Annotated in this window: 27 protein-coding genes; 21 read left to right on the top strand and 6 right to left on the bottom strand. The window is 39.2% G+C overall.

The genetic code is table 11. From position 1 onward, the window contains the following. Position 1: 1 nt before the first annotated feature. Genes CBI31_RS00075 through CBI31_RS00115 form a run of 9 tightly spaced genes read left to right on the top strand, consistent with a single transcriptional unit; the run spans position 2 to position 9,408 of the window. The gene (locus CBI31_RS00075; protein ID WP_161491166.1) at positions 2-1,264 is read left to right on the top strand and encodes an oligosaccharide flippase family protein; all 1,263 of its coding nucleotides are present in this window, start codon (positions 2-4) and stop codon (positions 1,262-1,264) included. A gap of 5 nt (positions 1,265-1,269) precedes the next feature. Continuing rightward, entirely contained in the window at positions 1,270-2,136 is an 867-nt protein-coding gene (locus CBI31_RS00080; RefSeq protein WP_088524403.1) for a glycosyltransferase, read from the top strand. Next, on the top strand, positions 2,133-3,089 hold the full coding sequence (locus CBI31_RS00085; RefSeq protein ID WP_133062473.1) for a hypothetical protein: 957 nt from the start codon (positions 2,133-2,135) through the stop codon (positions 3,087-3,089). Before CBI31_RS00080 ends, CBI31_RS00085 begins: the two co-directional genes overlap by 4 nt. Further along, positions 3,090-3,929, top strand: a complete 840-nt coding sequence (locus CBI31_RS00090; protein WP_088524405.1) for a class I SAM-dependent methyltransferase — start codon at positions 3,090-3,092, stop codon at positions 3,927-3,929. 3 nt (positions 3,930-3,932) lie between these two features. Next, positions 3,933-5,135 (top strand): glycosyltransferase family 4 protein, encoded by a 1,203-nt coding sequence (locus tag CBI31_RS00095; RefSeq protein WP_088524406.1) that lies wholly within the window; start codon positions 3,933-3,935, stop codon positions 5,133-5,135. A 17-nt stretch (positions 5,136-5,152) separates the two neighbouring features. Next, a complete protein-coding gene (locus CBI31_RS00100; RefSeq protein WP_088524407.1) occupies positions 5,153-6,085 on the top strand; it encodes an NAD-dependent epimerase/dehydratase family protein in 933 nt (310 codons plus the stop codon). A 1-nt stretch (position 6,086) separates the two neighbouring features. Further along, positions 6,087-7,283, top strand: coding sequence for a non-hydrolyzing UDP-N-acetylglucosamine 2-epimerase (wecB, locus tag CBI31_RS00105; protein ID WP_276207115.1), 1,197 nt, complete (start codon positions 6,087-6,089; stop codon positions 7,281-7,283). After that, on the top strand, positions 7,270-8,373 hold the full coding sequence (locus CBI31_RS00110; protein ID WP_088524408.1) for an NAD-dependent epimerase/dehydratase family protein: 1,104 nt from the start codon (positions 7,270-7,272) through the stop codon (positions 8,371-8,373). The genes wecB and CBI31_RS00110 overlap by 14 nt, the downstream gene beginning before the upstream one ends. A 30-nt stretch (positions 8,374-8,403) precedes the next feature. Then, positions 8,404-9,408: an NAD-dependent epimerase/dehydratase family protein gene (locus tag CBI31_RS00115; protein WP_088524409.1), complete on the top strand. Its 1,005-nt coding sequence runs from the start codon at positions 8,404-8,406 to the stop codon at positions 9,406-9,408. Positions 9,409-9,896: 488 nt separating this feature from the next. Here the strand turns inward: CBI31_RS00115 and CBI31_RS10270 are convergent, their stop codons facing one another. Further along, positions 9,897-10,187, bottom strand: coding sequence for a hypothetical protein (locus CBI31_RS10270; RefSeq protein WP_133062474.1), 291 nt, complete (start codon positions 10,185-10,187; stop codon positions 9,897-9,899). A gap of 573 nt (positions 10,188-10,760) precedes the next feature. Further along, complete coding sequence (locus CBI31_RS00120) at positions 10,761-11,831, bottom strand: MraY family glycosyltransferase (protein ID WP_088524410.1); 1,071 nt, start codon at positions 11,829-11,831, stop codon at positions 10,761-10,763. A gap of 205 nt (positions 11,832-12,036) precedes the next feature. Between CBI31_RS00120 and CBI31_RS00125 the strand changes: the two genes are divergently transcribed. The 6 genes from CBI31_RS00125 to CBI31_RS00150 all read left to right on the top strand — a co-directional run bounded on the left by CBI31_RS00125 (position 12,037) and on the right by CBI31_RS00150 (position 16,357). Beyond that, positions 12,037-12,861, top strand: a complete 825-nt coding sequence (locus CBI31_RS00125) for a DUF3108 domain-containing protein (RefSeq protein ID WP_088524411.1) — start codon at positions 12,037-12,039, stop codon at positions 12,859-12,861. Positions 12,862-12,888: 27 nt separating this feature from the next. After that, positions 12,889-13,122: a hypothetical protein gene (locus CBI31_RS00130; protein WP_088524412.1), complete on the top strand. Its 234-nt coding sequence runs from the start codon at positions 12,889-12,891 to the stop codon at positions 13,120-13,122. Between the two features lie 225 nt (positions 13,123-13,347). After that, positions 13,348-14,637, top strand: a complete 1,290-nt coding sequence (locus CBI31_RS00135; RefSeq protein WP_088524413.1) for a serine hydrolase domain-containing protein — start codon at positions 13,348-13,350, stop codon at positions 14,635-14,637. A 146-nt stretch (positions 14,638-14,783) separates the two neighbouring features. After that, entirely contained in the window at positions 14,784-15,098 is a 315-nt protein-coding gene (locus tag CBI31_RS00140) for a hypothetical protein (protein WP_088524414.1), read from the top strand. A gap of 82 nt (positions 15,099-15,180) precedes the next feature. Then, on the top strand, positions 15,181-15,663 hold the full coding sequence (locus tag CBI31_RS00145; protein ID WP_088524415.1) for a helix-turn-helix domain-containing protein: 483 nt from the start codon (positions 15,181-15,183) through the stop codon (positions 15,661-15,663). Continuing rightward, positions 15,656-16,357, top strand: coding sequence for a nucleotidyl transferase AbiEii/AbiGii toxin family protein (locus CBI31_RS00150; protein ID WP_088524416.1), 702 nt, complete (start codon positions 15,656-15,658; stop codon positions 16,355-16,357). The genes CBI31_RS00145 and CBI31_RS00150 overlap by 8 nt, the downstream gene beginning before the upstream one ends. Positions 16,358-16,370: 13 nt before the next feature. Here CBI31_RS00150 and CBI31_RS00155 read toward each other — a convergent pair whose 3' ends face one another. From CBI31_RS00155 to CBI31_RS00170, 4 genes are all read right to left on the bottom strand, one after another. Next, the gene (locus CBI31_RS00155; RefSeq protein ID WP_088524417.1) at positions 16,371-16,742 is read right to left on the bottom strand and encodes a hypothetical protein; all 372 of its coding nucleotides are present in this window, start codon (positions 16,740-16,742) and stop codon (positions 16,371-16,373) included. A 16-nt stretch (positions 16,743-16,758) separates the two neighbouring features. Beyond that, positions 16,759-16,983, bottom strand: a complete 225-nt coding sequence (locus tag CBI31_RS00160; protein ID WP_088524418.1) for a hypothetical protein — start codon at positions 16,981-16,983, stop codon at positions 16,759-16,761. Positions 16,984-17,047: 64 nt separating this feature from the next. Next, positions 17,048-17,959, bottom strand: coding sequence for an amidohydrolase family protein (locus CBI31_RS00165; protein WP_088524419.1), 912 nt, complete (start codon positions 17,957-17,959; stop codon positions 17,048-17,050). 18 nt (positions 17,960-17,977) lie between these two features. Then, a complete protein-coding gene (locus CBI31_RS00170) occupies positions 17,978-18,988 on the bottom strand; it encodes a Bug family tripartite tricarboxylate transporter substrate binding protein (RefSeq protein ID WP_088524420.1) in 1,011 nt (336 codons plus the stop codon). A 107-nt stretch (positions 18,989-19,095) separates the two neighbouring features. On the opposite strand from CBI31_RS00170, the gene pcaD reads away from it, so the two are divergent. From pcaD to CBI31_RS00200, 6 genes are all read left to right on the top strand, one after another. Beyond that, complete coding sequence (gene pcaD / locus CBI31_RS00175; RefSeq protein WP_088524421.1) at positions 19,096-19,914, top strand: 3-oxoadipate enol-lactonase; 819 nt, start codon at positions 19,096-19,098, stop codon at positions 19,912-19,914. A gap of 38 nt (positions 19,915-19,952) precedes the next feature. Next, the gene (locus CBI31_RS00180; RefSeq protein WP_088524422.1) at positions 19,953-20,132 is read left to right on the top strand and encodes a hypothetical protein; all 180 of its coding nucleotides are present in this window, start codon (positions 19,953-19,955) and stop codon (positions 20,130-20,132) included. Positions 20,133-20,150: 18 nt separating this feature from the next. Continuing rightward, positions 20,151-22,316 carry a TonB-dependent receptor gene (locus tag CBI31_RS00185; protein WP_088524423.1) on the top strand — a complete coding sequence of 722 codons (2,166 nt, stop codon included), beginning with the start codon at positions 20,151-20,153 and terminating at the stop codon, positions 22,314-22,316. Positions 22,317-22,430: 114 nt separating this feature from the next. Beyond that, on the top strand, positions 22,431-23,705 hold the full coding sequence (locus CBI31_RS00190; RefSeq protein WP_240553603.1) for a PQQ-dependent sugar dehydrogenase: 1,275 nt from the start codon (positions 22,431-22,433) through the stop codon (positions 23,703-23,705). A gap of 105 nt (positions 23,706-23,810) precedes the next feature. Further along, the gene (locus CBI31_RS00195; RefSeq protein WP_240553605.1) at positions 23,811-24,311 is read left to right on the top strand and encodes a c-type cytochrome; all 501 of its coding nucleotides are present in this window, start codon (positions 23,811-23,813) and stop codon (positions 24,309-24,311) included. A 44-nt stretch (positions 24,312-24,355) separates the two neighbouring features. Beyond that, positions 24,356-25,399: an acyltransferase family protein gene (locus tag CBI31_RS00200; RefSeq protein ID WP_088524918.1), complete on the top strand. Its 1,044-nt coding sequence runs from the start codon at positions 24,356-24,358 to the stop codon at positions 25,397-25,399. Positions 25,400-25,540: the final 141 nt, after the last annotated feature.

The raw sequence follows: 25,540 nt of genomic DNA on the forward strand, positions 1-25,540 counted from the left end.
ATTGAATAAAAAAATTACTATTTTTGAGGGGATATTAAGAAGTTACATCATTAGTGCTGTTGGCCTGTCAATACCACTATTAATATCTATAATTTCTATTCCTATAATAATAAGAAGTTTAGGTTTATATGAATTTGGTATATTGTCGATAAATTTAGCAGTAGCAGGATTTATTGTTTTATTCGATTTTGGAATATGTAAAACATTTGTAAACTTGTCATATAGAAGTAAAGATAATAATAAATTAACAAATAAATTGTTTATTAATAGTATATATACTTTACTAATATTAGGGTTTATATTTATATTAATATTTTTAATTATAGAAACAATATCTAATTTATTATCACATGGGACAAATAGCGTAAATTTTCATATTTATATTGAAATATTATTAATATCTCCTATCATTTTAATTTCACAATTTTCAAAAAATTATTTCGAATCAAAATTTGAGTTCGCAAAAGCAACTATGGTTCAAGTTATTAATACTTCGTCAATGTTTATCGGTCCTATAGTGGCAATACATTGTGGTTTCTTAGATATAAAGCACATAATAATTTCTATTGGTTTTTTTAAATTCATTTCTATTATGATTAGCTTTATTTTAATCGCAAATGAAAAAATAAAAAATGAGTTATCATTTTCAGTAAAAATAATTAAAGATCTTACTATTAACTACAAAGCTATGACTATTAATGGAATATCATCTCCTTTTTTAATATCTGCTGACAGAGTTCTTCTAGGATTGCTAAGTGGACCTATAAGTGTTGGAACATTTTCTGCGGCTTCAGAATTTATATCAAGGGTATTTGGCGGACTTGGATCAATAACAAATATCTTATTTCCATACTATTCTGCTATTAATAGTGATAATCACAAAAATGGAATTCTCTTTTACAAAAAAACTTTTTATTTATACTTATTGACGTGTTGTGTTTTATTTTCCATATTATTAATAATAAGTGATCATATAAATATATATCTTTTTAATGAAAGCCGGGATGAGAAGAGTATACAAGTTATTTATATATTAATAGTAGGATTTTTTTTCAACTGTGTTGCTCAGCTACCATGCAGCTATATATATGCAACAAATAAAATTACATTATGGTCTAAAGTTCAAATAGTAGAAGCAATAGTTTACATTCCATTTTTAATTTGTATGATTGAAGAAAAGGGTCTAGTTGGCGCTGCAATTAGTTTAACGATAAGACTTTTTATAGATCTTCTATTATCTATATTTATATCTTTTAAGAAATAGAACAAATGCATAATAGTTATTTACTAATTGTAGTAGTTACATACAAAAGGCCAAATGATGTACTCAAATTAATTGAATCGCTACAATATCAAAGAAATTGTGAACTAAAAATTATAGTAATTGACACATCAGTATCGCAAGAAGACTCCTTTTTTTTAGAGAAGAGAATTCAAAAGAATGAATCATTAATGTACATTGTAGCTAGCTCAAATTTAGGATATGCAAAAGGAAATAATTTTGGTGTGAGGAAGGCCGTAAAAGTCTGGGGTGAACCTCTTTTCGTTATTATATCTAACGATGATATAGAAATAACTGATAATTATCTTTTACATGATTTATCTAGTCTAATGTTGAATAATATTTTCATCGACTGTTTGCAACCAAAAATTAATATGACTAATGGATTTATTCAAGGACCTTATAATAAGGCCAATATTTATATTGAATCATTACAATATTTATTCCCTTTTTATTGGTATATAAATAGATTTATAAAGCAATATAAACTTCATAATATAAAAAAACTCACAAAGTTTTATAGGATCATGGGGGCTTTCTTCATTATTAAATATAAGACTTTTGAAGAAGTAGGAATGTTTGATGAGGCTACCTTTTTAGGAAGGGAGGAAGATATTTTAGCCGGTAAGTTGAATAAAGCTCGTTACAAAACATTTTATTACCCATTAAAAATCGTAAAACATTTGCAACTATCAAAAGAGATACAATGTGTTGATAGTTTTAATGATTCTGATTTATATTATTGGTTACATATTGAAAAGGTAAATATTTTTTCACTTAAATTTTATCTATTCTCAAAATATGTATTTAATAATTTGTACGCTAAATTTTTTAAGTTTAAAATAAAAAAATGAAATTTAAATTATTGTTACTTTGTGAAAGTAAAAGTCCAGGCCTTCATTCACATATTAAATCAATATCGTTATATTTTTCTAATAAGCAATCAGTTAAAATTATTTATAAAATATCAAACACAGGAAGCTTAAAGTTCTTTCTTAGTTCATTGGAATATATTTTTAAAGAGAAATGTGTTGTAATGATTTATTCGATCGGTTTTTTTTCAATTATAATTTTAATTATATCTAAAATTGCAAATATTAAAACATATTATTATTGTCATGAGCCTGGAGATTTTAAATATTATAATTTTAGAAACTCTTGGTTTAAATCTATTATATTATTATCTTTAAATTATATTCTTATCAAGATTTGTAAAGAAGTTGTTATTCCAAATAAAAATTATAAATCGCTATACGGTAAAACTACTTTGTATTGCCCCTTACAATCAAATATAGTTGATTTTGTTAGTGTTATAAATGGTAGCAAAGTATATGATATTGGATACCTTGGTACTATTTCTAAAGAGAGGGGCCTATCAAGCTCTAATTTCCTTTCATATTCAATTGGAGTTTTAAGCAATCAAAAATTTAATTACAAACTACCATCAAATGTAGAGATACTTTCACAACTTAAATTTTCTGATGCTAAAAAAAATCATTTTCTTAAATCTTGTTCAGTTATTTTTAATCTCCGAGATCAGCCGTATAATCAGTCTGGTGTAACAATGGAATGTTTAATGTCAGGAGTTCCTGTTCTTACAACTACTTTTGATTATTATGTATCTACATACTTTAGTGATTTATTACCTCAAATATTACCAGCAGAAATTAACAATATTAGCGATGAAATTATTAAGCAATTAGTTGAAATGGATAGTGAATTAAAAATTCAAATTGCTTTGAGGGCTAAAAGTATTTTTTATAATTACCCTTCAAATTTCTTTATTAATTTATTGGAAAATAATTAAATGTTACCTTTAGAATGCCAAGGCTGTCATTCCCCTATTATTCAGTTTAATAGTGTTAACTTGCAACCATTATTTTCTAGATATTTAACTAAAAAGGATTTAATTAATAATTGGCATCAATGTCAAAATTGCTTATCTGTTTTCCGCAGTTGTTCAAAAACTTCTGATTATAAATATTCAGATAGTGAAATTTATATTCAGAAGGAATTTAGCAAGAGACTTTCTAACATATCTAGAATTACTGAATCAATTGATATTAATAGCATTATTTTTGATCTTGGAAGTGGTCCAGGAATTATTTCTAAAATTCTTTCTGATATGGGTTATCAGGTAATACAGGTTGAGCCAAGTCGAGATTCATTTTTTAAATCTATTCCTCAACTTAAAATTGACATTCAAACTTTTATAAACCAGGAAATTTGGAAGCAGTATCTTAAGCCAATGCAGAAAGCTTCAATCTTATTGATTGATGTTTTAGAGCATCTACCCTTTAGCATTGACATTTTTAAGTTAAACAGTGATTCAAACCTTTCCACTGTTTATATTGAGACAGGTTGTGTCGATTATGCTTTTCCTTCTTTGAATAGATGGTATTATTTGGACTATTCTGATCATATATTCGTTCCCTCGATCAATTCAATTTATTCATCTTTCAATAATAATAATATTTCAATAGAGAGAATTTCAAATTCACTCAATAATTATAGTAAATTAAATAATTATTTTAGAAAGATAATTTATTATATTAATAAATTATCTTATTTAATATTTAATCGTGACATATTTTTAGTCCCAATTCGATCTATGCATGATCATATATCCATAACTATAAAGCCCTAGTTAATGAAAACTCTACTATTTATTTCTGAAGTTTTCTATCCTAGTGAATCTGCTACTAGTGTTTATATGGCTAAGATAGCACTTAAAATGACTTGTACTTTTAATGTTAAAGCTATTTGTATAGATTTTGAAAATAATCTTCCAAGGTTTGAAAATTTTAATGATATAAAAATTGAAAGAATAAATATACGTAAATTCAAAATTAATAACAAATTCATACGTATTATTCGTGGCCTTTATTCATCCTTCCTTCTTTTATGTAAAGCTCTTATAAATATCAGAAAAGATGATATTGTTTTTGTAGTAACAAACCCACCGCTCATCCCTGGTTTTATTGCGTTAATTTGTAAACTTAAAAAAGCAAAATGTATTATCAGAGTTGATGATGTATACCCGGAAGCTTTAATTATTTCGGGGGTCATTTCAAAAACTAGTTTTTTTTTACCAATATTACATTTTCTTTTCCGAGGCTTTTATTTTTTAGCCGACAAAGTAATAGTACTTGGTTCTGATATGGAGCACGTCATAAAATCAGGGCAAGTCAGTACACATTTAAATACTCAGGTTATAAGAAATTGGGGTGATTCTGTTTCAGTTTTCCCATCTTCAAAATTTGAAAATGCAATTTTGAATTCACTTGGTATTTGTGATAAATTTGTTATTTTGATAGCAGGTACTGTTGGATATGTTCAGGGTGTTGATACAATTATTGAATCAGCAAAAATTTTGCAAAAAAAACATCCTGATATATTATTTCTTTTTGTTGGTGGTGGATCTCAAGCTCAGTGGGTAAAAAGTCAAGTTATCGATTTTAGTCTTGATAATGTTATTTTTTTTGGAACATTACCAAAAGCTGAACAAAATATATTTTTAAATGCCTGCGATGTTTCTTTGCTTGCATTGAAAAAAGATATGTTTGGAATTGGAGTGCCTAGTAGATTTTATAATTATCTTGCTGCAGGCAAACCTGTTATTGCATCGGTCGACATTGATTCTGAAATTGCAGTAACCATCTTGGAAAACAATATTGGGTTTGTATCAAGCGCTGGTGATGCTCAAGCTCTAGTTGACGCTATTTTATGCGCCCTTAATCTTTCATCTGATGATTTAAAGTTGATGTCTCAAGCTGCAAGATCTTTGCTGATGAGGAAATATTCTGAAGATGTGATTGTTAATCAGTACAAAAATCTTTTTTTAAACACTTAAACTTTATATTGGATTTTATGAAAAAAATTTTAGTTACCGGTGGTGCGGGGTCGATTGGGACTAATTTGTGCAATGAATTACGTTCAAGGGGTCACACGGTCATTGCATGTGATTTGCTTAATAATGAGAGAAATGATTATATGCGTTGTGATGTTAGGCATATAAGACAGATTGAAATTCTTTTTGATCGGTATGGCCCATTTGATTTTGTTTATCACCTAGCTGCGGAGTATGGTCGTTGGAATGGAGAGGCTTATTTTGAAAATCTTTGGGAAACAAATCTCATAGGCACAAAAAATATTTTAAGAATGCAAGAACGTTTGGGTTTTAAGTTAATTTTTTTCTCATCCGCAGAAGTCTACGGCGACTATAGTGGGGTGATGAATGAGTCAGTTATGGTTGAGAACCCAATTTCCGATACTTACCAGATGAACGACTATGCCATTACAAAATGGGCCGGTGAATTAATGTGCATGAATTCAGCGTCAATGTTTGACTCTGAAATAGTGCGTGTTAGGCCTGTAAATTGTTATGGTCCCCATGAGGAATACACACCTTTTAGAGGCTTTATTCCTAAATTTATTTTTCATGCCCTTAACGACAAGCGGATAACTGTACACAGCGGACATAAACGTATCATTGATTACGTTGGCGATACATGTAGAACTGTAGCAAATATCACTGATAATTTTTTACCTGGAAAGGCTTACAACGTAGGTGGTAAAACTGAATGGGAAAGAAGCATTGAAGATTATGCCCAAATAGTTATTGAGGCGACTGGTGCAAGCAAGTCATTATTGGATATCAAGGACCCTGAAAGATTTACCACGGAGGTTAAAACAATTGATTTTTCTGAATCCATTAAAGATTTAGATCATCAGCCTATTGTAGCCCCTGAGGAGGGTATAGCTAAGACTGTTCACTGGATGAAGAAACATTACGGTATCTAAATTGGTTAAAAAATTTCATGTTTTAATTGTTTTTGGTACAAGGCCAGAGGCTATTAAAATGGTACCCGTCATCAAAGCGCTAAAAGCTGTGCCTACCTTAGAAATAAAGGTTTGTGTAACTGGACAGCATAGGCAAATGCTGGATCAGGTATTAAATTTGTTTGATATAAAGCCAGATATTGATTTAAATATCATGAAGCCTTCCCAAACTCTTTCAGACATTACGGCCTCTATATTGCTTGGGCTTAACGCTGTATTTGCGGATCATCGCCCCGATCTTCTGTTGGTTCATGGGGATACTACAAGTGCTTGTGCTGCAGCATTGGCTGCATATTACTTTCAAATACCAGTTGGACATGTAGAGGCTGGTTTGAGGACCGGCGATATCAATTCACCCTGGCCTGAAGAGGGGAGCAGGCAAATTATCGGACGACTAAGTTCCTTGCATTTTGCCCCTACCAAAAGCTGTAAGGCAAACTTGATGAATGAAGGTATTTCGGAGTCAAAGATTTATGTAACCGGCAATACGGTAATAGATAGCTTATTAATTACTTTAAATGGTTTAAATAAGTCTAAGGAACAGTTATCTAACATTAAAAGTGAGTTGGAAAAAATTTCTCCTGAAGTATTGGAGCGATCTGATGATTGGAAAAGCGGTAAACGTAAATTAATTCTTATAACAGGTCATCGTAGAGAAAATTTTGGAGATGGCGTTTTAAATTTGTGTTCCGCATTAACTCAGCTTACAGCTGCTCATGAGGATATTGATTTTGTTTATCCAGTACATATGAATCCAAATATCCACAAGGTTGTTAACAGCGAACTCCATGGAGTCGGCAATATTTTCTTGATTCCCCCTTTGGATTATTTAATTTTTGTGTATCTTATGTCTCTATCCCACATTATCATAACTGATAGCGGTGGAATACAAGAGGAGGCCCCAAGTTTAGGCAAGCCCGTTTTGGTAATGCGGGATTCAACAGAGAGACCAGAGGCAATTGAAGCTGGCACTGCTAAATTGATCGGGATGCGAGCAGCTAATATTGTGTCGGCTGTTAAAGAATTGCTGGTATATCCAGATAGTTACTCTACTATGTCGAATGCTAGTAATCCATATGGTGACGGTACAACTGGCAAACAAATTGCAGAAATCATTGCAAATTACGCACTTAAAAAGGAAGAAAATGAATTCAAATAATAAGCGACTAGTATGGGTTGAGGAATATTTAACAAAAGCAAATTTTGATCCTGAGTTAAAAAATTACTATTCAGGTAAATCAATCCTTATAACTGGTGGAGCGGGAGGAATTGGAAGTAATTTACTGATAGCTCTTTCTAGTTTGGTTGGCGATGATGGAAAAATTACAGTTTTAGATAATCTATCATCAATTAAGATAAAAAATCCATGGAATGTTTTGCCCTTAAAAAATGTTCAATTTGTCTTAGGCGATATTAGGTCTGATATAGATCTAAAAAGAGTTTTTAAAAATCCTCCAACTATAATTTTTCACCTAGCAGCTTTTTTTGCAAATCAAAATTCTGTTGACTATCCAGAAATTTCTGCAGAAGTAGACATAATAGGACACATCAAGCTATTAGAGTATGCTCAACTTAGTAAAGTAGAGAGGTTTGTTTATGCGTCTTCGGGTTGTGCGATATATGGGAGCTATCCACAAATGCCCTTAAAGGAAGACTTTATTTCAATGCATCTTACAACTCCTTATCAGATAAACAAAATGACGGGTGAAATGTATTGTAATTATTACGCTCACAATTTTGGAATGAATATTGTTAATTGCCGTTTCTTTAATTCATATGGCCCAGGAGAGGTGCCGGGTCAGTACCGAAATGTAATTCCTAATTTTATTTATTGGGCCATGAAGGGACAGCCATTACCCATTACTGGAACGGGTGAAGAAACTAGAGACTTTACTTATGTCTTAGATCTTGTTCAGGGCTTGGTTAGGGCGGGTTTCTATAAGGAGGCTATTGGTCAAAACTTCAACTTAGCCGCTGGCCGCGAAATAAATATTAAGAATATGGCTGAATTAGTTAATGAAGTCACTGGAAATAAATCACCAATTGAATTTATCCCTAGAAGAAAATGGGACACTAAACCACGCTTACTTGCATCTATTGATAAGGCCAAGGATCTACTTGGATATATGCCAATTGCAAATTTTGATGAGGGTTTTCAAGAGAATCTTGAATGGTTTTCTGATAATTGGGAGATGATTCAGGAATACGCTGATTTTCCACCAGGAATTTCAAGTGCACTTAAGGGATGATTATAAATTTGATAATTTTCTGGTCAATCTATGCATAGTGCATCTGTAGCAATCATCGGAGGCAGTGGTTTTATTGGCACTCGATTAGCGTTGCGTTTGCAAGACTCAATTGGTGAAAGTCAGTTTTCTATAATTGATAAAACTGAAAGTAGACAATTTCCAATTCAATTTCGGTATGCTGATGTTAGATCCTTAGTAGATTTAAAAAAGGCTTTTTCAAGCGAACAATGCCTGATAAATCTTGCTGCTGAGCATCGAGATGATGTAAGTCCTAAATCTTTATATTCGGATGTAAATGTTTTTGGTGCAAAAAATGTCTGTGAATTAGCGCGTATAAATGGAATTACTACTATTGTCTTTACAAGCACTGTAGCAGTATATGGTTTTGCTCCCCTTGGAACTAATGAGTCTGGAAAGATTGCCCCTTTTAATGACTATGGTTCTACAAAGTGGGAGGCTGAGCAAGTTTACAAGGAATGGCAGTCTGAAAATCCCCAAAGGCGGACCTTGGTTATCATCCGTCCGACAGTAGTTTTCGGCGAAAGCAATAGGGGCAATGTTTATAATTTACTGAAGCAAATTGCCTCTGGTAAGTTTGTGATGGTTGGCGATGGCTCAAACCGAAAATCAATAGCTTATGTTGAGAATGTTGCTGCATTTTTAGAGCATGCATTAACTTTCAAGCCAGGTGCTTATATCTATAACTATATTGATAAGCCTGATTTCACAATGAATACTTTGGTTGTGCATGTCAATAAGTTATTGGGCAGGTCTACTGCTATTAAATTAAGACTGCCATTCTCTTTTGGTCTTTTAATTGGAGCCTGTTTTGATTTGGTAGTAAAAATTACTGGTAAAAAATTTCCTATTAGCGCAATTAGAGTTAAAAAGTTTTGTGCTAATTCAGTATATGAGTCGGCAGTTGATTCAACGGGTTTCATTCCGCCTGTTCCTTTAATGGATGCAATTGAAAAGACAGTTCGCTTCGAGTTTATTGAAGACCATAAAAACGAACAGGTTTTCTATTCTGAATAGTGATTTTATATATTAGTTCTATCTAAATTTTTTATGTAAATAGACTTAAGCCATAGGATTCCCTTTCTCCACATATCTCATGACTGTATCAGTCTTTGACCATCTTCCGCGCTACATAATGATTGGCATGCTTGCTCTAGAATTGAGTAAATCTTGAGCTGCGCCTACTCGCATCGAGTGACCACTTATCCCCTAAATCTCCAACTCATTTAATCCAGCGTTTCTAGTAATCTTCTTGTAGATGCGATTAATCTGACCTGCCCCAATTTGTTAGCTTATATCTAGGGACCTGTTTAGTCCACAAAAAAGTATTTCCTGCTCTGCTGGAAGTTCTTTCATCCACTCAAGCAAAACTAGGTGAGCCCTTTGACTTAGGTGTAGCCATCTTCCTATGGAGTCTTGATCGGTCTTGCTTTTTCTCAAGAGAATAGATGAGGTCTCAATACCATTTTTAATATTGATTTTGACATCCTTGACTTGAAGCGATATTAGTTCACTACGCCTGCATAAGTATCATATGCAACTAGTAATAGAGCTCTATCTCGAATGGCTCTAATGGAGTCATCGGTAGCTAGTAACATCTTATCTAGATTATAGGCATTGATACTGCCGGCCTGGCTACAGGAGCGTCCTAGTTTCCTATGCATCCTTCGCATCTCAAGCACCACACCTGGATCTTTCGTAGGATCCACAAAACGGATCAGTTTATGAATAGTTGCTAGTTCAGCAATTGATCTGCGAATGCTTGAGGATGATCTACCCTCAACAAATTGACTCAATAAACTTAGTTAAAGTTATTAGGCTGGCAGGTAGAGGATATTGCGCATGCAAAATACAAAAATTTATAAATTCATTAAAGTCGGCCTTATAAGCTCTGATACTAGAGGGGGCATAAGCTCCTTCAATTTTTGAAAGCGTGACAGCCAACATTTCTCTGGGATTTGTCATGACACTTCAGAGCAAATCCGTGCGGCACGTCAAATGATTCGAATGACGGCAGAGTGATTGGCTGTAATTTCGGGTGTAGGGGTAGCCACAATTCGCACGTATGAGCTGATGTTCGTCGTTCCAGCTTGCAATGCCCGATCTGTGTAGGCTGTTCAGAATGCTTTGGAAGAGGCTGGCATTGAATTTGTTGGGACTCCAGAGGATCGTTCAGGCGTCAGACTTCGGAATAAATAAGCGTTATTAGGTAAGTCTTGGTGAGGGCGGCTAGCTCACCTTAAAACGGGGTTGGTGCCACTCACATTCATAACTATATGAATATAATAAACTTCTTTCTGTTTAGACTTTAGGCAATTAATTGGCTTTCTAAATACATATATCAACCTCTGGCTATTCTCTGGTAATGATTACAGATGCATCCAACGTGGCGTCTTAAATTTCACAATCCTCGTGTAAATCCACAGATAAGAAATGATAAATAGTGCGCATGCAGCTATCAGGATAGAAGTTGATTTCCACCATAGCACTGCTGGTGTAATTGATAGCCCTGCTAGGAGCCACAAATAGGGAGCTGTTCTGGCGTTTGCTGACAGTGCACTATCAAAATGCTTGGCTTGCAAGATTCGGCGATAGATCAGTGTATGAAAGTGAATCCCATCAGGCATGCCAGGGCTTTTACCTTGATGAATTCTTCTTCTATAGATGGTAAATAGGGTTTCCATAATGGGATAGCCATTAATCAATAGGGCAAACCAGGGCGATACTTCAGGATGCCTGGCGCATAGCCAGATGCTCAAGGCTGCAATCCAAAAGCCAATCAGATAGGCGCCGCCATCTCCTAAAAAAATGAGGCCTAGCGGATAGTTCCAAATAAAAAATCCTAAGATTGCACCGGCCATCACCAGACTTAGAAAAATAATGGTGGTATCACCCAATACGTAGCCAATATAAGCAATGGCTAATAAGGTGATGATGCCCACCATGCTCGAGAGTCCATTAAAGCCATCAATAATATTGTAGGCATTCGCTAGGCCTGTGATGGCGACAATGGTGAAGACGATGCCAAAAAATGGAATGGCAAATAAGAAATCTAAAAAAGGGATTCCCAAGGAAGTGATCTCTATTCCTAGAAGATATATTGCGCAGGCTGCCGAGACAGCGGTAAACAAAAGACGTTGCCTAACACTAATTTTTTTAGTGAGATCTTCAGTTAGGCCAATTGCAAAAGTAGGGATGGCGCAAAGCAAGAGAATGAGCTCTGTATTGCCTATCCCTAAGTCAAGAGTCTTAATGAGGATGGCGGCAAAAAGACCAGCAGCAATACTCATTCCACCAATTCTGGGGACAACTGTTTTATGAAACTTCTGGGGTCCGAAAAGATCTGAGTCTGCGGTAAAGTGCAGATGTAAATGCTTAAAACGAATAATCAATAGTGTCATCGCAAACGACGTGAGAAAGGCGGCTATTAATCCAGACATATATTTATTATAGAATTAATTAGTATTATTTTTTGTGAATTTCTCCCCCCCCCCGATATTTCAAAAAATACTCTTTTATGAAGGTTTTAGCTAGTTTTCACTATGAAAATGTGTGCCTAAGGGTGTACAGGCAATGCATTAGATGATGGCCCAACAAAGAAAATGCTCTTGGCATTGCCCTGGGACCTTAATTTAAAATACCAATATGAAAATCACTCAATTAATGCTTTATGGTCGCAGTACATTTCTGGCGCTATTGTCCCTCTTGGCGCTACCCGCATTATTTTGTGTCAATGCATCCGCCCAAACCCTTCAATTCGAATACGACCTCAAAATCACTGCTGATCCTGCTAAACGCGCAGCGTACCTAAAGCAGTCTGGTGAGGCGCCTAGTCCTTATGAGCAGGTATTGAGCTTGGTGAAGGGCTCGATGTCAGTGGCTACTGTTGTGGATAAAGTGGATCTTCGTAAAGATCAGTACCACATCAACTCTACTGGCACTTTAGGCACTGTTCTTTCTACAGTACTTGCCGACCAAAAGTTATTACGTGATTCTGTTGGCGCTATTACTAAAGAAGGCTTTGTTAGCAATACCTATCAAGAAAAACGTGGCAATACTGAGTTACTGATTGCCAAAGTAGAAAAGAGTGCTTTGAACTTTTACAAAGTCTCCTCGCGAACACCGCCTGTAGGTAGTACTCCGTTTACTGGTCGTCTCTATGACATGCTCACAGTAGGCTACCAGTTCATTGGCCGTGATTTACCCGGTAAATCGATTACCTTGCCAGTGACAGATGGCCGCTCGCTAAAGACCTATACCCTGATTCGTGGTGAGCCGTGGGAGTTTCCTTTTGATGGAGGTAAGGTCAAGGCAATACGCTACTACAAGACCACATCAAAAGATGACCCCGCTACTTTTGAAGTATGGTTCTCTGAAAAGGAGCACATTCCGCTGCGCTCAGTGATTGGCTTAAACGCCCAATATGGCGCTACTATTCAGATTGATTTGAAAAAAATTCCTAAGATGTAATTTGAATTCCTGATCTAGGCCTATATTTTGCGATCAATCTTAATCACTATCATTGCTATCACCTTAATTGGATTTATATTGTTTCAGGGTGCTGTCAGCTTACTTTGCGAGCCCCAGAAGGCCAATTCAGTTGCTGCGGTGATGTCCAATGTGATTCCTTCGGGTGAGCCTGCAAAGGAATCACATAAGCCAGATCCGCTCTCATGGGATCCGGTACTTCATCGTTTGCTCAATTTCTTTTCAAAGGCATGCCCACATTAATTGCCTTTACTAAAAACCTTGCTGGCATTAGCTTGGGGTGCCAAGCTTAAGAACAGGCCTAGAGCATGCAATATTGCTATCAATGCCCAATGCTCAAAATTCGTTTCCATATAAACTTTAGCTATAAAGAGATTGAAGGTCCGTCCAGAACTCAAAAGTCTGCTTCAATAGCTTTGAGGGGTAATCAAGCCCCATAGAACAAAAAATAGAAAACTCGGAGAGATTATGAAGAAATTACAGGCTATTGGCCTCATTGTTGCCCTTGGAGCTGGCTTATTGACTAGCTCAGCTCTTTTTGCAGCAGATGCTGCTAAACCTCCCTTACCCCTAAGTAGCACTCCAGGCCAAGGCTTTACACCAGATGGTCTCAAAAGAATTGATGCATTCTTTGCCGATCAAATTGCAGGAAATAATATGTCTGGCGCAGTATTGGCTGTCGCTAAAAATGGCAAGTTGTCAATCTACAAGCCATATGGTTATTTAGATAAAGCCAATAATAAGCCGATGACTACTGATGCCATTTTTAATCTGGCATCGATGACCAAAGTGATGGCAACAGTTGGTGGCCTCACCTTTTATGAAGAAGGTAAATTACCTCTTAATGCGCCAATCTCAAATTGGCTTCCTCAATTTAAGGATATGAAAGTAGGGCAGGTAGATGCTGACGGTAATCTCAAATTAGTGCCTGCAAAAAATCAGATCACCATACAAGATCTGATGCGCCACACCAATGGCTTAACTTATGGTGGCCGTGGTGCTACACCGGTGCATAAGTTATATCCAGCCGGCTCTGCGCCAGCGGCTGTTCAATACAACGCTCAAGAATTTATTGATAAGTTATCAAGTGCGCCATTGCTCTATGAGCCAGGGACCGTATGGGATTATGGCTTTGGCTTAGATGTACTTGGCATCATCGAAGAGAAGATTGCTGGCAAGCCGCTGGATGCAGTATTAAAGGAGCGTATTTGGAGTAAGGTCGGAATGCCCAACACTTCTTTTGAGCTGGCAGACAAAGATCGTCCGCGCCTAGCCCAACCTTTACCAATAGATCCGCTGACAGGTAAGCCACAGAAGGTCGATATTCTGACGCAGAAAGTGAAATTTGATTGTGGCGGGTCTTGCGCCTATTCCACTGCAGGGGACTACATTCGTTTTGGTCAAATGTTGCTCAACGGTGGCAGCCTTGAGGGCAAGCGCGTATTAGGTCCACAGACCTTAGCTTTTATGACTTCTAACCACCTCAATAAAGATATTAAAAATAATGTGGGTGCTACGGAGCCAGGCCGCGTAGGTTATGGATTTGGTTTGGGCGTAGCTGTGCGAACAGACAGAGGTTTATCTTCCATCAACGGTAACGTTGGCGACTTCACTTGGAATGGCGCTTATGGCACTGTATTTTGGGCAGACCCTAAAGAGCAAATGGTAGTGGTCATGATGGGCGTTGCCCCAGGAGAAATCCGCAAGGTACATCGTGAACAGCTTAATGCTGTGATTTATGGAGCGCTGGAAAAATAGTTATGTGAGTACTCATTGTTAGAGTGTGGTTTTATAGCTCTTTAAAATAAACGCAGTCAATAAACATGACTGCGTTTTTTATTGTTCAAATTTTTTCGAAGGATCGACATGATGTAACTAATTAATCAAAGTATGAGGAGTTTGTGATGTCGAGAACTTTTAGACGTAAAAATCAACGGCATGAATATGTCTGGGTATTAAAAAACTGGGATGTATTTTTTAATGGCGGGACAACCATTCGTCATATCCCTAATTCTGACGCTGGAAGAAAGGCAATTGCCGTCTTTCATTCAGATGCACAAGTAACCATGGGTAGCTCGGCACCTCGGTGGTACCGTAAGGCTTTTGAGCATCGTCGCCGCACAAGAAATAATAGGGTAATGAGGCTTTGGCTTCAGGGGCTGGGCGATCCTATTTTTGAGGCACGTCATAGACATGATGCAAATTGGTCATGGTGGTGATTTAAGGGGGTTAATAGGTATTATGTGAATAATGTTTCTTATAGTTTACAAAATTAAGTATTTGTATATAATAAGAAACATTATGAACAAAAAAGCCAATTTACCACCAACCAAAGACCTGCCTTCATTGGCTCGTTTGGGCGCTCAAATTACGGCCAGAAGAAAGGTTTTGAGAATCCGTGCGCAGATTTGTGCTGAGATGGCCGGCATCTCAAGGGTGACCTTACATCGAATTGAAAAAGGCGAGCCCACAGTGAGCATCGGTGCGTATCTTCAGGTTTGTGAAGCTTTGGGTTTGTATTTCGCTCTACTGCCTTTAGTTGGCCAAGAGGCGGATATCAAATTGCATGATCCTGAAATGCCCCACATTCGTATAAAGGACTATGCACAATTAAAAGCACTGGCATGGCAGCTAAAAGATGATGAGTATTTAACAGACGCAGAGGCAATGGCAATTTATGAGAGGAATAAGCGTTTTTTGGACTTAACCCATCTCGATGAGCGCGAGAGAAATCTGATGCAAAGATTGATAGACACAAGAGGAATGGAGCAATTACTTGTTTAGGCGAAAACACCATCAGTTGATTGGTAGCATCCTGCAGCAACTTAATGGTGATCTACTAAGAGAGCGCCATTGTTACTTTGGCGGCGGGACAGCGATAGCCCTGTTGCAAAATGAATATCGAGAATCTGTTGATATTGATTTTCTTGTCTCAAACAAAGAGCACTATCGTGAATTGCGTAATTTATTGACAGATACAGCTGGCATTTATGCAATTGCTAAAGAGGGTGCTAAGTTGGTGTTGGCCCGTGATATTAGGGCAGATCAGTATGGCATCCGCACAATGCTCCAGTCGGGAGATGTGGCTGTTAAATTTGAAATTGTCTTAGAGGGCCGCATTGAGTTTGATAGCCCAGGCCCAACTAATTCTATTAAGGGCATTACCACACTAACAAGATTAGATTTATTAGCGAGCAAGTTATTGGCCAACTCAGATCGTTGGAACGATACAGCTATTTATAGCAGGGATGTTATCGATTTTGTGATGTTAAACCCAAGCAAAATTGAATTGAAAGCAGCTCTGACTAAAGCCCATTCGGCTTATGGAGATAGCATACATAAAGATCTTCATAAGGCTATCAATGCATTACTTATTCGCGATGAACGGCTTGAGGTGTGTATGAAAATGCTGAAAATCGAAATTCCAAAAGCGCTCTTGTGGCAGGGCTTAAGAGATTTATTAGGTAAGCTTGAGTAAAGCTCGTAATAGCCTAAAACCGAAATTCCCGATAGTGCCTATACAAATTGGCAATCGATGCAAAGCCCAGAACAACAATCAAGATTGCAAAGACATAATCAATCGTTAAATAAGTAAAGATGCCAAGCTGAATGAGGATTGCTGCTCCAACAAAGGCTGCCATCGATCCAAAGGCCACTAGCTTGAAGTTGGGAATAAAGGCGCCCAGGGTAATGGCAATAAAGACAATGTAAAGATCTGATACCAGTTGATCAGCAGTTACAAAAATAGCATTCGTAAATTGCGGACTGGTAAATTTACCAACAACCGCAAACGCCAGAATGCTGGCCAAAATTGCAAAATTGAGTTTTGCTTTGCTAATAATTTCTCTGAGCTGATCATTCATGATGAGTTACTCTGTTTTAAGAACCATTGCCACTAAATACGAGGGTCATGCAAATCCAAAGCAGGATGAAGGCAACCAAAATAGTAAAGCCAATTTTCTTGAGAAAATATTCCAAGCTATCCATATAGGCTTCATCGTTACGACCAAACCAGCCATCAAAACGTTTCCAAACTAGGCGTCCTACCACTAGCGGTAGGAGCATGCCAACAATGCCGAGAACAACGGTGAGGGTGGTATCCATTGGTTGATTTCTTTCTTACTCAATACTGTTTGTACTGCTTATGTGCTGTTTAATGAGCGCTTACTTATGAATTTAGTGCCGCAAAGTCATATAGGATACAGGGGTTATCGACCAGGATGGATTTTCTGAGATTTTCATCTAGAACCCAGGAACCCAATAGATCGCACAGATCAGCATCGTGGGGCATTTGCTTTTTGACCATGACATGGGGCCAATCCGTACCCCAAACCAGCCTATTGGGGTTTGCCTTGATCACCGCATCATTCAATGGCCGCATATCGGCATATGGAAGATCACCATCGCAAATCCGATAGGGTCCGGTCATCTTGACCCAGGCTTGTTCATTCTTCAGAAGCTCTAATAGTCCCTGAAAGCCTTCATTCTTGACCCCATGTTTTGCATAGGAATAACCAAAATGCCCAAAGACTAAATCTACCGGAAAGTTTTCAAACACTTTGTCTAAGTTTGGATATTCATTCACATGCATAAGCAACTCTAAATGCCAGCCAAAAGGTTTAATGCGGTTTGCTAAATCTTTTAGGTTTTGGATTGGTAGTCCAGCAGAGGGATCGGCAACATCAACAATATTGCAGCGGATACCGCGCACACCAGCTTGATGTAGTTGCTCTAATTGAGCATCGTCAATCGCATTGACCTCATTTGGAATGACTGCCACCCCTCGTAATTGCTTTGGATGGGCTTTGAGTGCAGATAGCATCGCGCGATTATCGGTGCCATAAACACTAGGCTGCACCAGTACTGCCCGATCCACTCTGAGCATCCTCAGTAAAGCTTGGTAATGCTCTAGCGTGGCATCAGGTGGTGTGTAGATGCGCTCTTGCGCATACGGAAATTGACTAGCTGGCCCACAAACGTGCGCATGGCAATCAACCGCCCCAGATGGAAATACGATTTTGGGAGATCTGATTTCTGGATCTGGGGCTTGGCACAGCGGTGCTGATGGATGGCTAGTCAATGGTTTTAGTGCGTCACTTTATTGCGGTTCGATATTCGCTTCTTTGGCAATCTTTTGGTACTTGGCCATTTCATCACGAACAAACTTAGCAAATTCAGCAGGACTCATGGGAGTTGCTTTAATCCCTTTAGTTTCATAAGCAGTTTTAACTTCCGGATCTTGCATTGATTGATTGATATCAGCATTGATCTTTTTAATTACGGCAGCTGGAGTAGCTGCGGGAGCCCACACACCAAACCAAAGTCCAATTTCAAAAGTGGGATAGCCTTGCTCAGCAATACTCGGAATGTCAGGCACAACCGCATTACGGATTTTGCTCGTAACGCCTAAGCCTCGTAACTTTCCACCTTTGAGTTGACCAATCGCTGTATCAAGTGGCGCCATATAAAAAGCAGTGCGACCAGACATCGTGTCAGAGATGGCCTCTGGAGATCCTTTGTAGGGAACATGAATGAGTTTGATGCCCATGACCTGATTGAAGTACTCAGCAGCCAAGTGAGAAGAGCTACCAACACCAGCTGAGGCAAAGGTGATTTCACCAGGCTTGGATTTTGCCGCAATCACCAAATCTCGAATACTTTGATAAGGACCATCTGCTGCAGTAATCATCACATAGGGAGTTTGCCCAAGAATAGCCACATCGACCAAACTTTTGAGTGGGTCATAAGGCAACTTTTTATAGATTGCTGGATTAGCTGCATACGATGCTGATTGCACGAGCAAGGTATAGCCATCGGGTTCAGAGTTGACAACCACACCAGTGCCAATGAGTCCCCCAGCACCAGGGCGATTTTCAATAATGACCGATTGCTTCCAGGTTTCTGTAAGACTCTTGGCAACCAAGCGACCAGCGATATCAGCGCCAGATCCGGTTGTTAATGGCACCACCATTTTGACGGTACGGTTAGGGTAACTTTGTGCGTGACCTTGGGTATAGGTCAGACTTGCCAGAGCAAGAAAGCTTAAGGCGAGCAATGACTTTCCAAGTTTGAGAGCGCGCTGGCGCTGATTGCGTAATCTTAACATCATGTCTCCTGAGTGTTTTAATCATTTTTTATAGTTTCATCGGATAATCTAACATGCTCTAGTCAATAGATAAATAGCAGCACTTAGAAATCAAGAAAAGGTAGAGACAAATGACACAAATGCACGATGCCCAGACCGCAAAGGTGAATGGGGTAGATATTGCCTACCGATTTGATGGCCCCAAAGACGGACGTGTTTTATTGGTCGCCAACAGCTTAATGGCCAATGGCAGTATGTGGGACTGGAATGTGCCGGCATTGGCTGATCGCTATCGTGTATTGCGCTACGACAAAAGAGGGCATGGACAGTCTGGCGTTATTCCTGGGCCTTACACCATTGCCCAATTAGCTGATGATGCAGTTGGATTATTGGATGCACTCGGAATTGCCAAAGTCCACTTTATGGGTTTATCTATTGGCGGCATGATTGGTCAGCAATTAGGTGCCCGTTACCCTGAGCGCGTTTACTCTTTATCACTTTGTAATACCGCTTCTGAAATGCCGCCACGCAGTTTGTGGCAAGAGCGTTTTGACATTGCCAGCACACAAGGCATTGCTGGGTTAGTCGATGGCACGATCAAGCGTTGGTTCACTGCACCTTTTATTGAGCGCAGTCCAGACGATATTGAAAAAGTACGCCAAATGATTTTGGCTACCAATGTAGATGGCTATATGGGCTGCGGTAGTGCAGTACGTGATATGGCGCAAAGCACGATGCTACTCAAGATCAAAACACCCACGCTGGTACTTTCAGGAGAACACGATCCTGCCTGCACGGTTGATCAAGGCACTGTTTTACATCGACTGATTGATGGATCTAAGATGGTGGTACTGAAGGATGCAGCGCACTTATCTAATATTGAGCAGCCCGCTGCATTTAATCGCACAGTACGCGAATTTATCGACTCTGTTGATAGTCAGTTGAAGTAATTAAGCTATAAAGGCCATCAGCACAGAAAGAATTTCGTATGTCAATGAAAAAAACCGACCTGTACAAGAACTTAGCTCTTACGACTGCTCAGCGCATGAAGAATGCTGCTAAGACTCCTAAGCTTGGGGTTGCTGAAGCAAGGGCGAAAACTAAAAAAGAGCTAGCAGAGGCAAACCCAATGCTAGCTTCTTTAATGGGTAAAAAGAAAACGAAGTAGTGCGCTTAGATTAAATGTATGAATCACAGATTGATTTTTAGTCGGCATGCTATTGCACTCTGCCTTGTATCTCAAGCAGTAATGACTTGGGCGCAAATTGCGCCACCACCAAACTACGATCAAAAGCTTGGCGATGTAGTGGTCAATGCAACCCGTTCAGATACTCCTCTAGATCAAATGTCGCTCAATACAACCATTCTGACTAAAGAAGTGTTGGAATCATCGCCTGAGCAAACTATTGATCAAGTACTCAAAAATGTACCGGGTGTCTTTTTAAATGATGTGCCTTACTATCAAAAAGATCCAACGGGTCAAAGTATTAACGTTCGTGGTTTAGGCTACGGCCGCACTCTGGTGCTGATCGATGGCTTGCCAGCCAATGATGCCTTCTATGGAACAGTCCAATGGAATTTGGTTCCCATGTCTTCCATTGAGTCAGTAGAGTTTGTGCGGGGTGGCGTTTCGAGTTTGTATGGCAACTATGGCATGGGCGGTGTCATTAATATCAACACAAAGACACCCAAAAATAGCTCGCAAGAAGTATCTGCCAGTACCGGATCTTTCTCCACAGGTAATGTGGCTGCTTCAAAAGATCTGATTGTTTCAGATTCAATGCAAATGCGCTTTTCTGCCGACTACTTCTCCAGCGAAGGGTTTCAGAACTACGCAACGATTTCTCCAGCATCACCTAGCAATATCAAAAATGGCATGGGTACCGATGCGGTTAAGAATTCCAATGTTCGTCTCCAAAATTATTTTAAGCCTACCCAAGATACCAATGCATTCTTTCGCGTGGGTTACAGCACAATGGCAGACCTCAGTAATAACTACGCCATTGCCCCCAATTTGATTCAGACGGCAGATGTAGCGGGTGGATCTACTACTAATTTAGACGTCAATAAAAAAGTGCAGGTGAACGTCTATTATCAGAACACCAACTTTTATAAGCAAACTGCCAATAATTTGACTGCAGCACCCTATAAGCCTTATATCAATGCTAATTACACTGACCCCTATTCCACTACTGGGGCATCGGCCCAATACACACATGATTTGAAAGTCGCTGGAGTAGATCAATACATTATTGGCATCGATGCCAGAAACATCTCCGCATCCAATAAAACGAATAATCTAAGTACTGCAGGGGCTGTGAGCTCTGTGAGTTATGCACAAGGCCAGCAAAATTTTTATGGTCTTCTAGGTCAAATCAAATCGAGCGCTAGCGCTATTCCGCTTGAAGCTACTCTGGGTGCTCGGGTGGATGCTTGGAATAGTCAAACTCCAAACTCTTATAACGCCGGCGCCAATGGATCAAATCCAGTCTATCAAGGCATTCCAAATCAGAATAAAACCCAGCTCAGCCCAACTTTAGGCTTGTTATATAAAGCAAATAAAAATTGGGATTTGCGGAGCGCTGCTTATCAAGCCTTTCATGCACCTAGTATGAATAACACTTTACGAAGTTACGGTAATTCTGTAAGTGGCTACTCTTTAGCGAATCCTAATTTAACGCCAGAAACTATGACAGGTTATGAAGTGGGAACAGACTACCGCTGGAAGAGTGGCTTTGCGCAGTTAACTGCTTTTAATAACTATATTCAGAATGCAATTGCTAGTTACAAAATTACCACTGCCAATTGGGCTACTGCCAGCAGCCTTTGTAGTACGTCCGGCTTGTCAGGTTGCTCTGCAACGAGTTCAACTTCTGGATACACCAATGTCAGTTACTTTACTAACCAACAAAATCTACAGAGTCGCGGAATTGAGTTGCAATACCACCATGATCTGAATGCACAATGGGCTGTAGACGGCGGTTACTCCTATACACGTACTGTGCTGACTTGGACTGCAACCACTGACCCTATTAATACCCAAGTAGGCGGCGTTCCGATGAATATGGCAAATGCTGCTATTACTTATTACCCAGTACCGCAGGCAAGCCTGACAACAACCGTGCGTTATGTGGGCAACTCTTGGATGGCTACTGGCACATTGCCTGTACCTGCTTACGCAGTAATTGGCTTAAAAGCTAATTATCAAGTGACGCCTCAAGCTGCGGTGTTTGCTTCTGTGGTGAACTTATTGAATCGACAATACGTCACCTTCAATATCGCTTCACAGGCAACGGCTTATCAGGCAGGTATGCCACAGGCGATCACGGTTGGCGCCCGAATTACCTTTTAAACACACCCAATATAGGGCATTACCCTAATTAAATGGTCTAGCTCCCTGGGCAAAAGAATGATTAAATAAGCGTTGAAGTCAAAATAAATACTATGAAATACGGGAGAAATTGAAATGAAAGCCATGAATCAGCCGGTGATGAATAAGCTCATCCCATTGGCCACTGCATTATTAGCATGCTTAGTAATGGGTTTGCAGGGTTGCTCTACTGCGACAACTCCTGTTGCTGAGGCTCCTAAGCCAGCAGCAGCACCAGCGCCAGCACCTGCTTGGAAGCAAGGCATGGGCGCAGATATGTCGACCTCGAAGTTAGCGCCGATACCAGGTAAGTTGACTGTCACTCCAGCTAATGAAATTCCGCTGAACACTTTGAAATTACCTCCTGGTTTTAAGATTGAAGTCTATGCAAGTGGTATCCCAGGTGCACGCGAAATGGCGATGGGCGATAACGGCAAGATTTATATCGGTACCCGTGCAATTGGCCGTGTTTATGAAGTGAGTGACAACGGCAAAGAGCGTACTAGTCGCGTAGTGGTTGATAAATTAGTTCAACCTGCTGGCGTCGCTTACAAAAATGGATCTCTGTATGTCATGGCGATTGATAAAGTCTTGCGCTACGACGGCATTAGCAAAAATCCCAATGTGGCACCTGTAGATATGACCTCTAAGTTCAATCTGCCACCAGAGCAACACCATAACTGGAAATATCTTGCCTTTGGTCCTGATGGCAAGTTGTATGTGCCTTTTGGAGCGCCTTGCAATATTTGCGAACTTCCAACTCCTGAATATGCTCAGCTTCGTCGCTACAACTCAGATGGTTCAGGAATGGAAGTCTTAGCAACCGGCATTCGAAATACACTAGGCTTTGACTGGCATCCAGTGACTAAGCAAATCTGGTTTACAAATCATGGGCGTGACTGGATGGGTGATGACAAGCCTAATGACACTCTGAACATCCTCACCAAAAAAGGTGAAAACTTTGGCTTTCCTTATTGCCATGAAGGCAATATGCCTGATGACAAGATCACCAAGGCAAATCCTTGTGAGGGCGTGACCAAGCCGATTGCTTTATTGGGTCCTCATGCTGCTGCAATGGGTCTCACGTTTTATACCGGCAATATGTTCCCAGCGGAATATAAAAACGTGGCTTTCATAGCACGTAAAGGCTCATGGAATCGCAATATCAAGACAGGTTATGACGTGGTTACTGTGAAAGCAGATGCAAATGGCAAAAATGCCAAGATCACTCCTTTCATAACCGGTTTTATGAACTCTGCTGATCAATCATTCTGGGGACGTCCTACCTACTTTATGCAAATGCCTGATGGATCGATGTTGCTTACAGATGAACAGTTGGGCGCAATCTACAGAATTACTTACAAGAAATAAGTATTGGTATAGCAAGCATTGGCTTTAATGAGATTGGTAAAAATAGCGGCGTTACTCTCGGGTATTTGTTTCTCGATAGTTGCGCCGCTTTCTTATGCTCAGGACATGAGCGCCAAATTAGTAGTTTGTGGTGCTTGCCACGGTTCCGATGGCAATTCAAGTATGGCGGGTTCACCCTCTTTAGCAGGGCAACCTAAAATATTTCTTGAAAACAATCTGATTATGATTCGCGAAGGTATTCGGGATATTCCAGTCATGAAGGGTCAGCTAGATGGATTGAGTGACCCACAAATCATTGCTTTGGCAAAGTTTTACTCTGCACAGGCTTTAAAGCCAGCAACTGGCAAGCGGGATGAAGTGCTTTATGAGAGAGGGCAACTGCTTTCAAAACAAGCACTCTGTGGAACCTGTCACTTGCCTGATTATGTGGGTCGTGAGCAAATGCCTAGGCTAGCTGGGCAGCGTGAGGATTACTTACTCCATAGCATGCGTCAATTTAGAAATAATCAAGCCACTGGGCGCGATACGATTATGGCAGCCTCTTTATATGGTATGAATGATGATGATCTGAGGGCTATCGCGCAGTACTTATCCCAATTAAAATAAGGTTTTAATAGAGCACTTCATTGCAAGCAAAAAACCAATTTTTAATGATTGATTCTTTAAAGGTCTTTGCAGCCCTTTTAATTATTCTTCACCATTTATCTAGCTACGGGCAAATTGCGCAGGACGCAGGCACAGTATTACCAAGACTCATGACTTGGCTCTTTGAGTATGGTCGTTATGCAGTACAAATCTTTTTGGTGATGGCGGGTTATTTGGCTGCCCAGTCATTGACGCGCTATGCCAATGTGAAATTTAGCGCTAATGGGCTGCTTAAAGTCATCCTCAATCGTTATTTGCGTCTCTTTGCTCCCTATACCGCCGCATTAATCTTGACAATCGCTTGTGCTTACATAGCCCGGTTTTGGGTCAATGATGAATTTGTTGGGGAAACGGAGACTCTCTCACAATTTTTAGCCCATCTCTTTTTTATTCAGGGGATCTTGGGGTTAGATTCTATTTCGGCAGGCGCTTGGTATATCGCCATTGATTGGCAGCTGTATTCTGTCTTAGCAATCTTGCTCATTTCTTTTCCAGGATATCAAGCAGTGATCTGGGTGATCAGCGCCTTAGCAGTAGCTTCACTCTTATTCTTTAATCGCTCAGGACTTTATGAGGCTTACTTCATTTATTTCATTGGCTCTTATGGTTTAGGTGTCTTAGCCTACTTAGGCAAGTGCTTTGATAACCAGAGTGTGAACCGCTTGGCCAAGATTGCACTAGTACTGATCGGACTCATCATTGCTATTTCTTCGTTTCAGGAAATCTGGCTCAGAAACTTCTTAGCTTGGTTTGTGGCGATCGCATTGCTATTGTGGGGACATAAAACATATCCCCTGATGGAGGGTAGTGGGAACAGTCCAATGCTTAAAGTCATTGCTTGGGGAAGTCAGCGTTCTTATTGTGCGTTTCTGATTCACTTTGCATTGATCTTGCTCGCCAACACACTGTACATTGCAACTGGCATGCACGCACATGAAAGCGGGGTGCTGGCAATTGCTTTAATGCTAGGAGTGGTGGCTTGCAGTACGATTGCTGCAAATTATTTATATCGCTGGATTGAAGTGCCAGCACTGAGGTTGAAGATCTAAGCCTCATTTTTTTGACTCATAAATTTTGAAGGCTATTTTTACTTCTAAATAAATTGGTGTATAGTTAAACACACGGCTCACCCTATAACCGTTCGTAATTACGAATGCTTTTAGGGCGACAGGCCACCTTCGGGTGGCTTT

This window comes from Polynucleobacter campilacus, from assembly GCF_002206625.1.
GTDB lineage: Bacteria > Pseudomonadota > Gammaproteobacteria > Burkholderiales > Burkholderiaceae > Polynucleobacter > Polynucleobacter campilacus.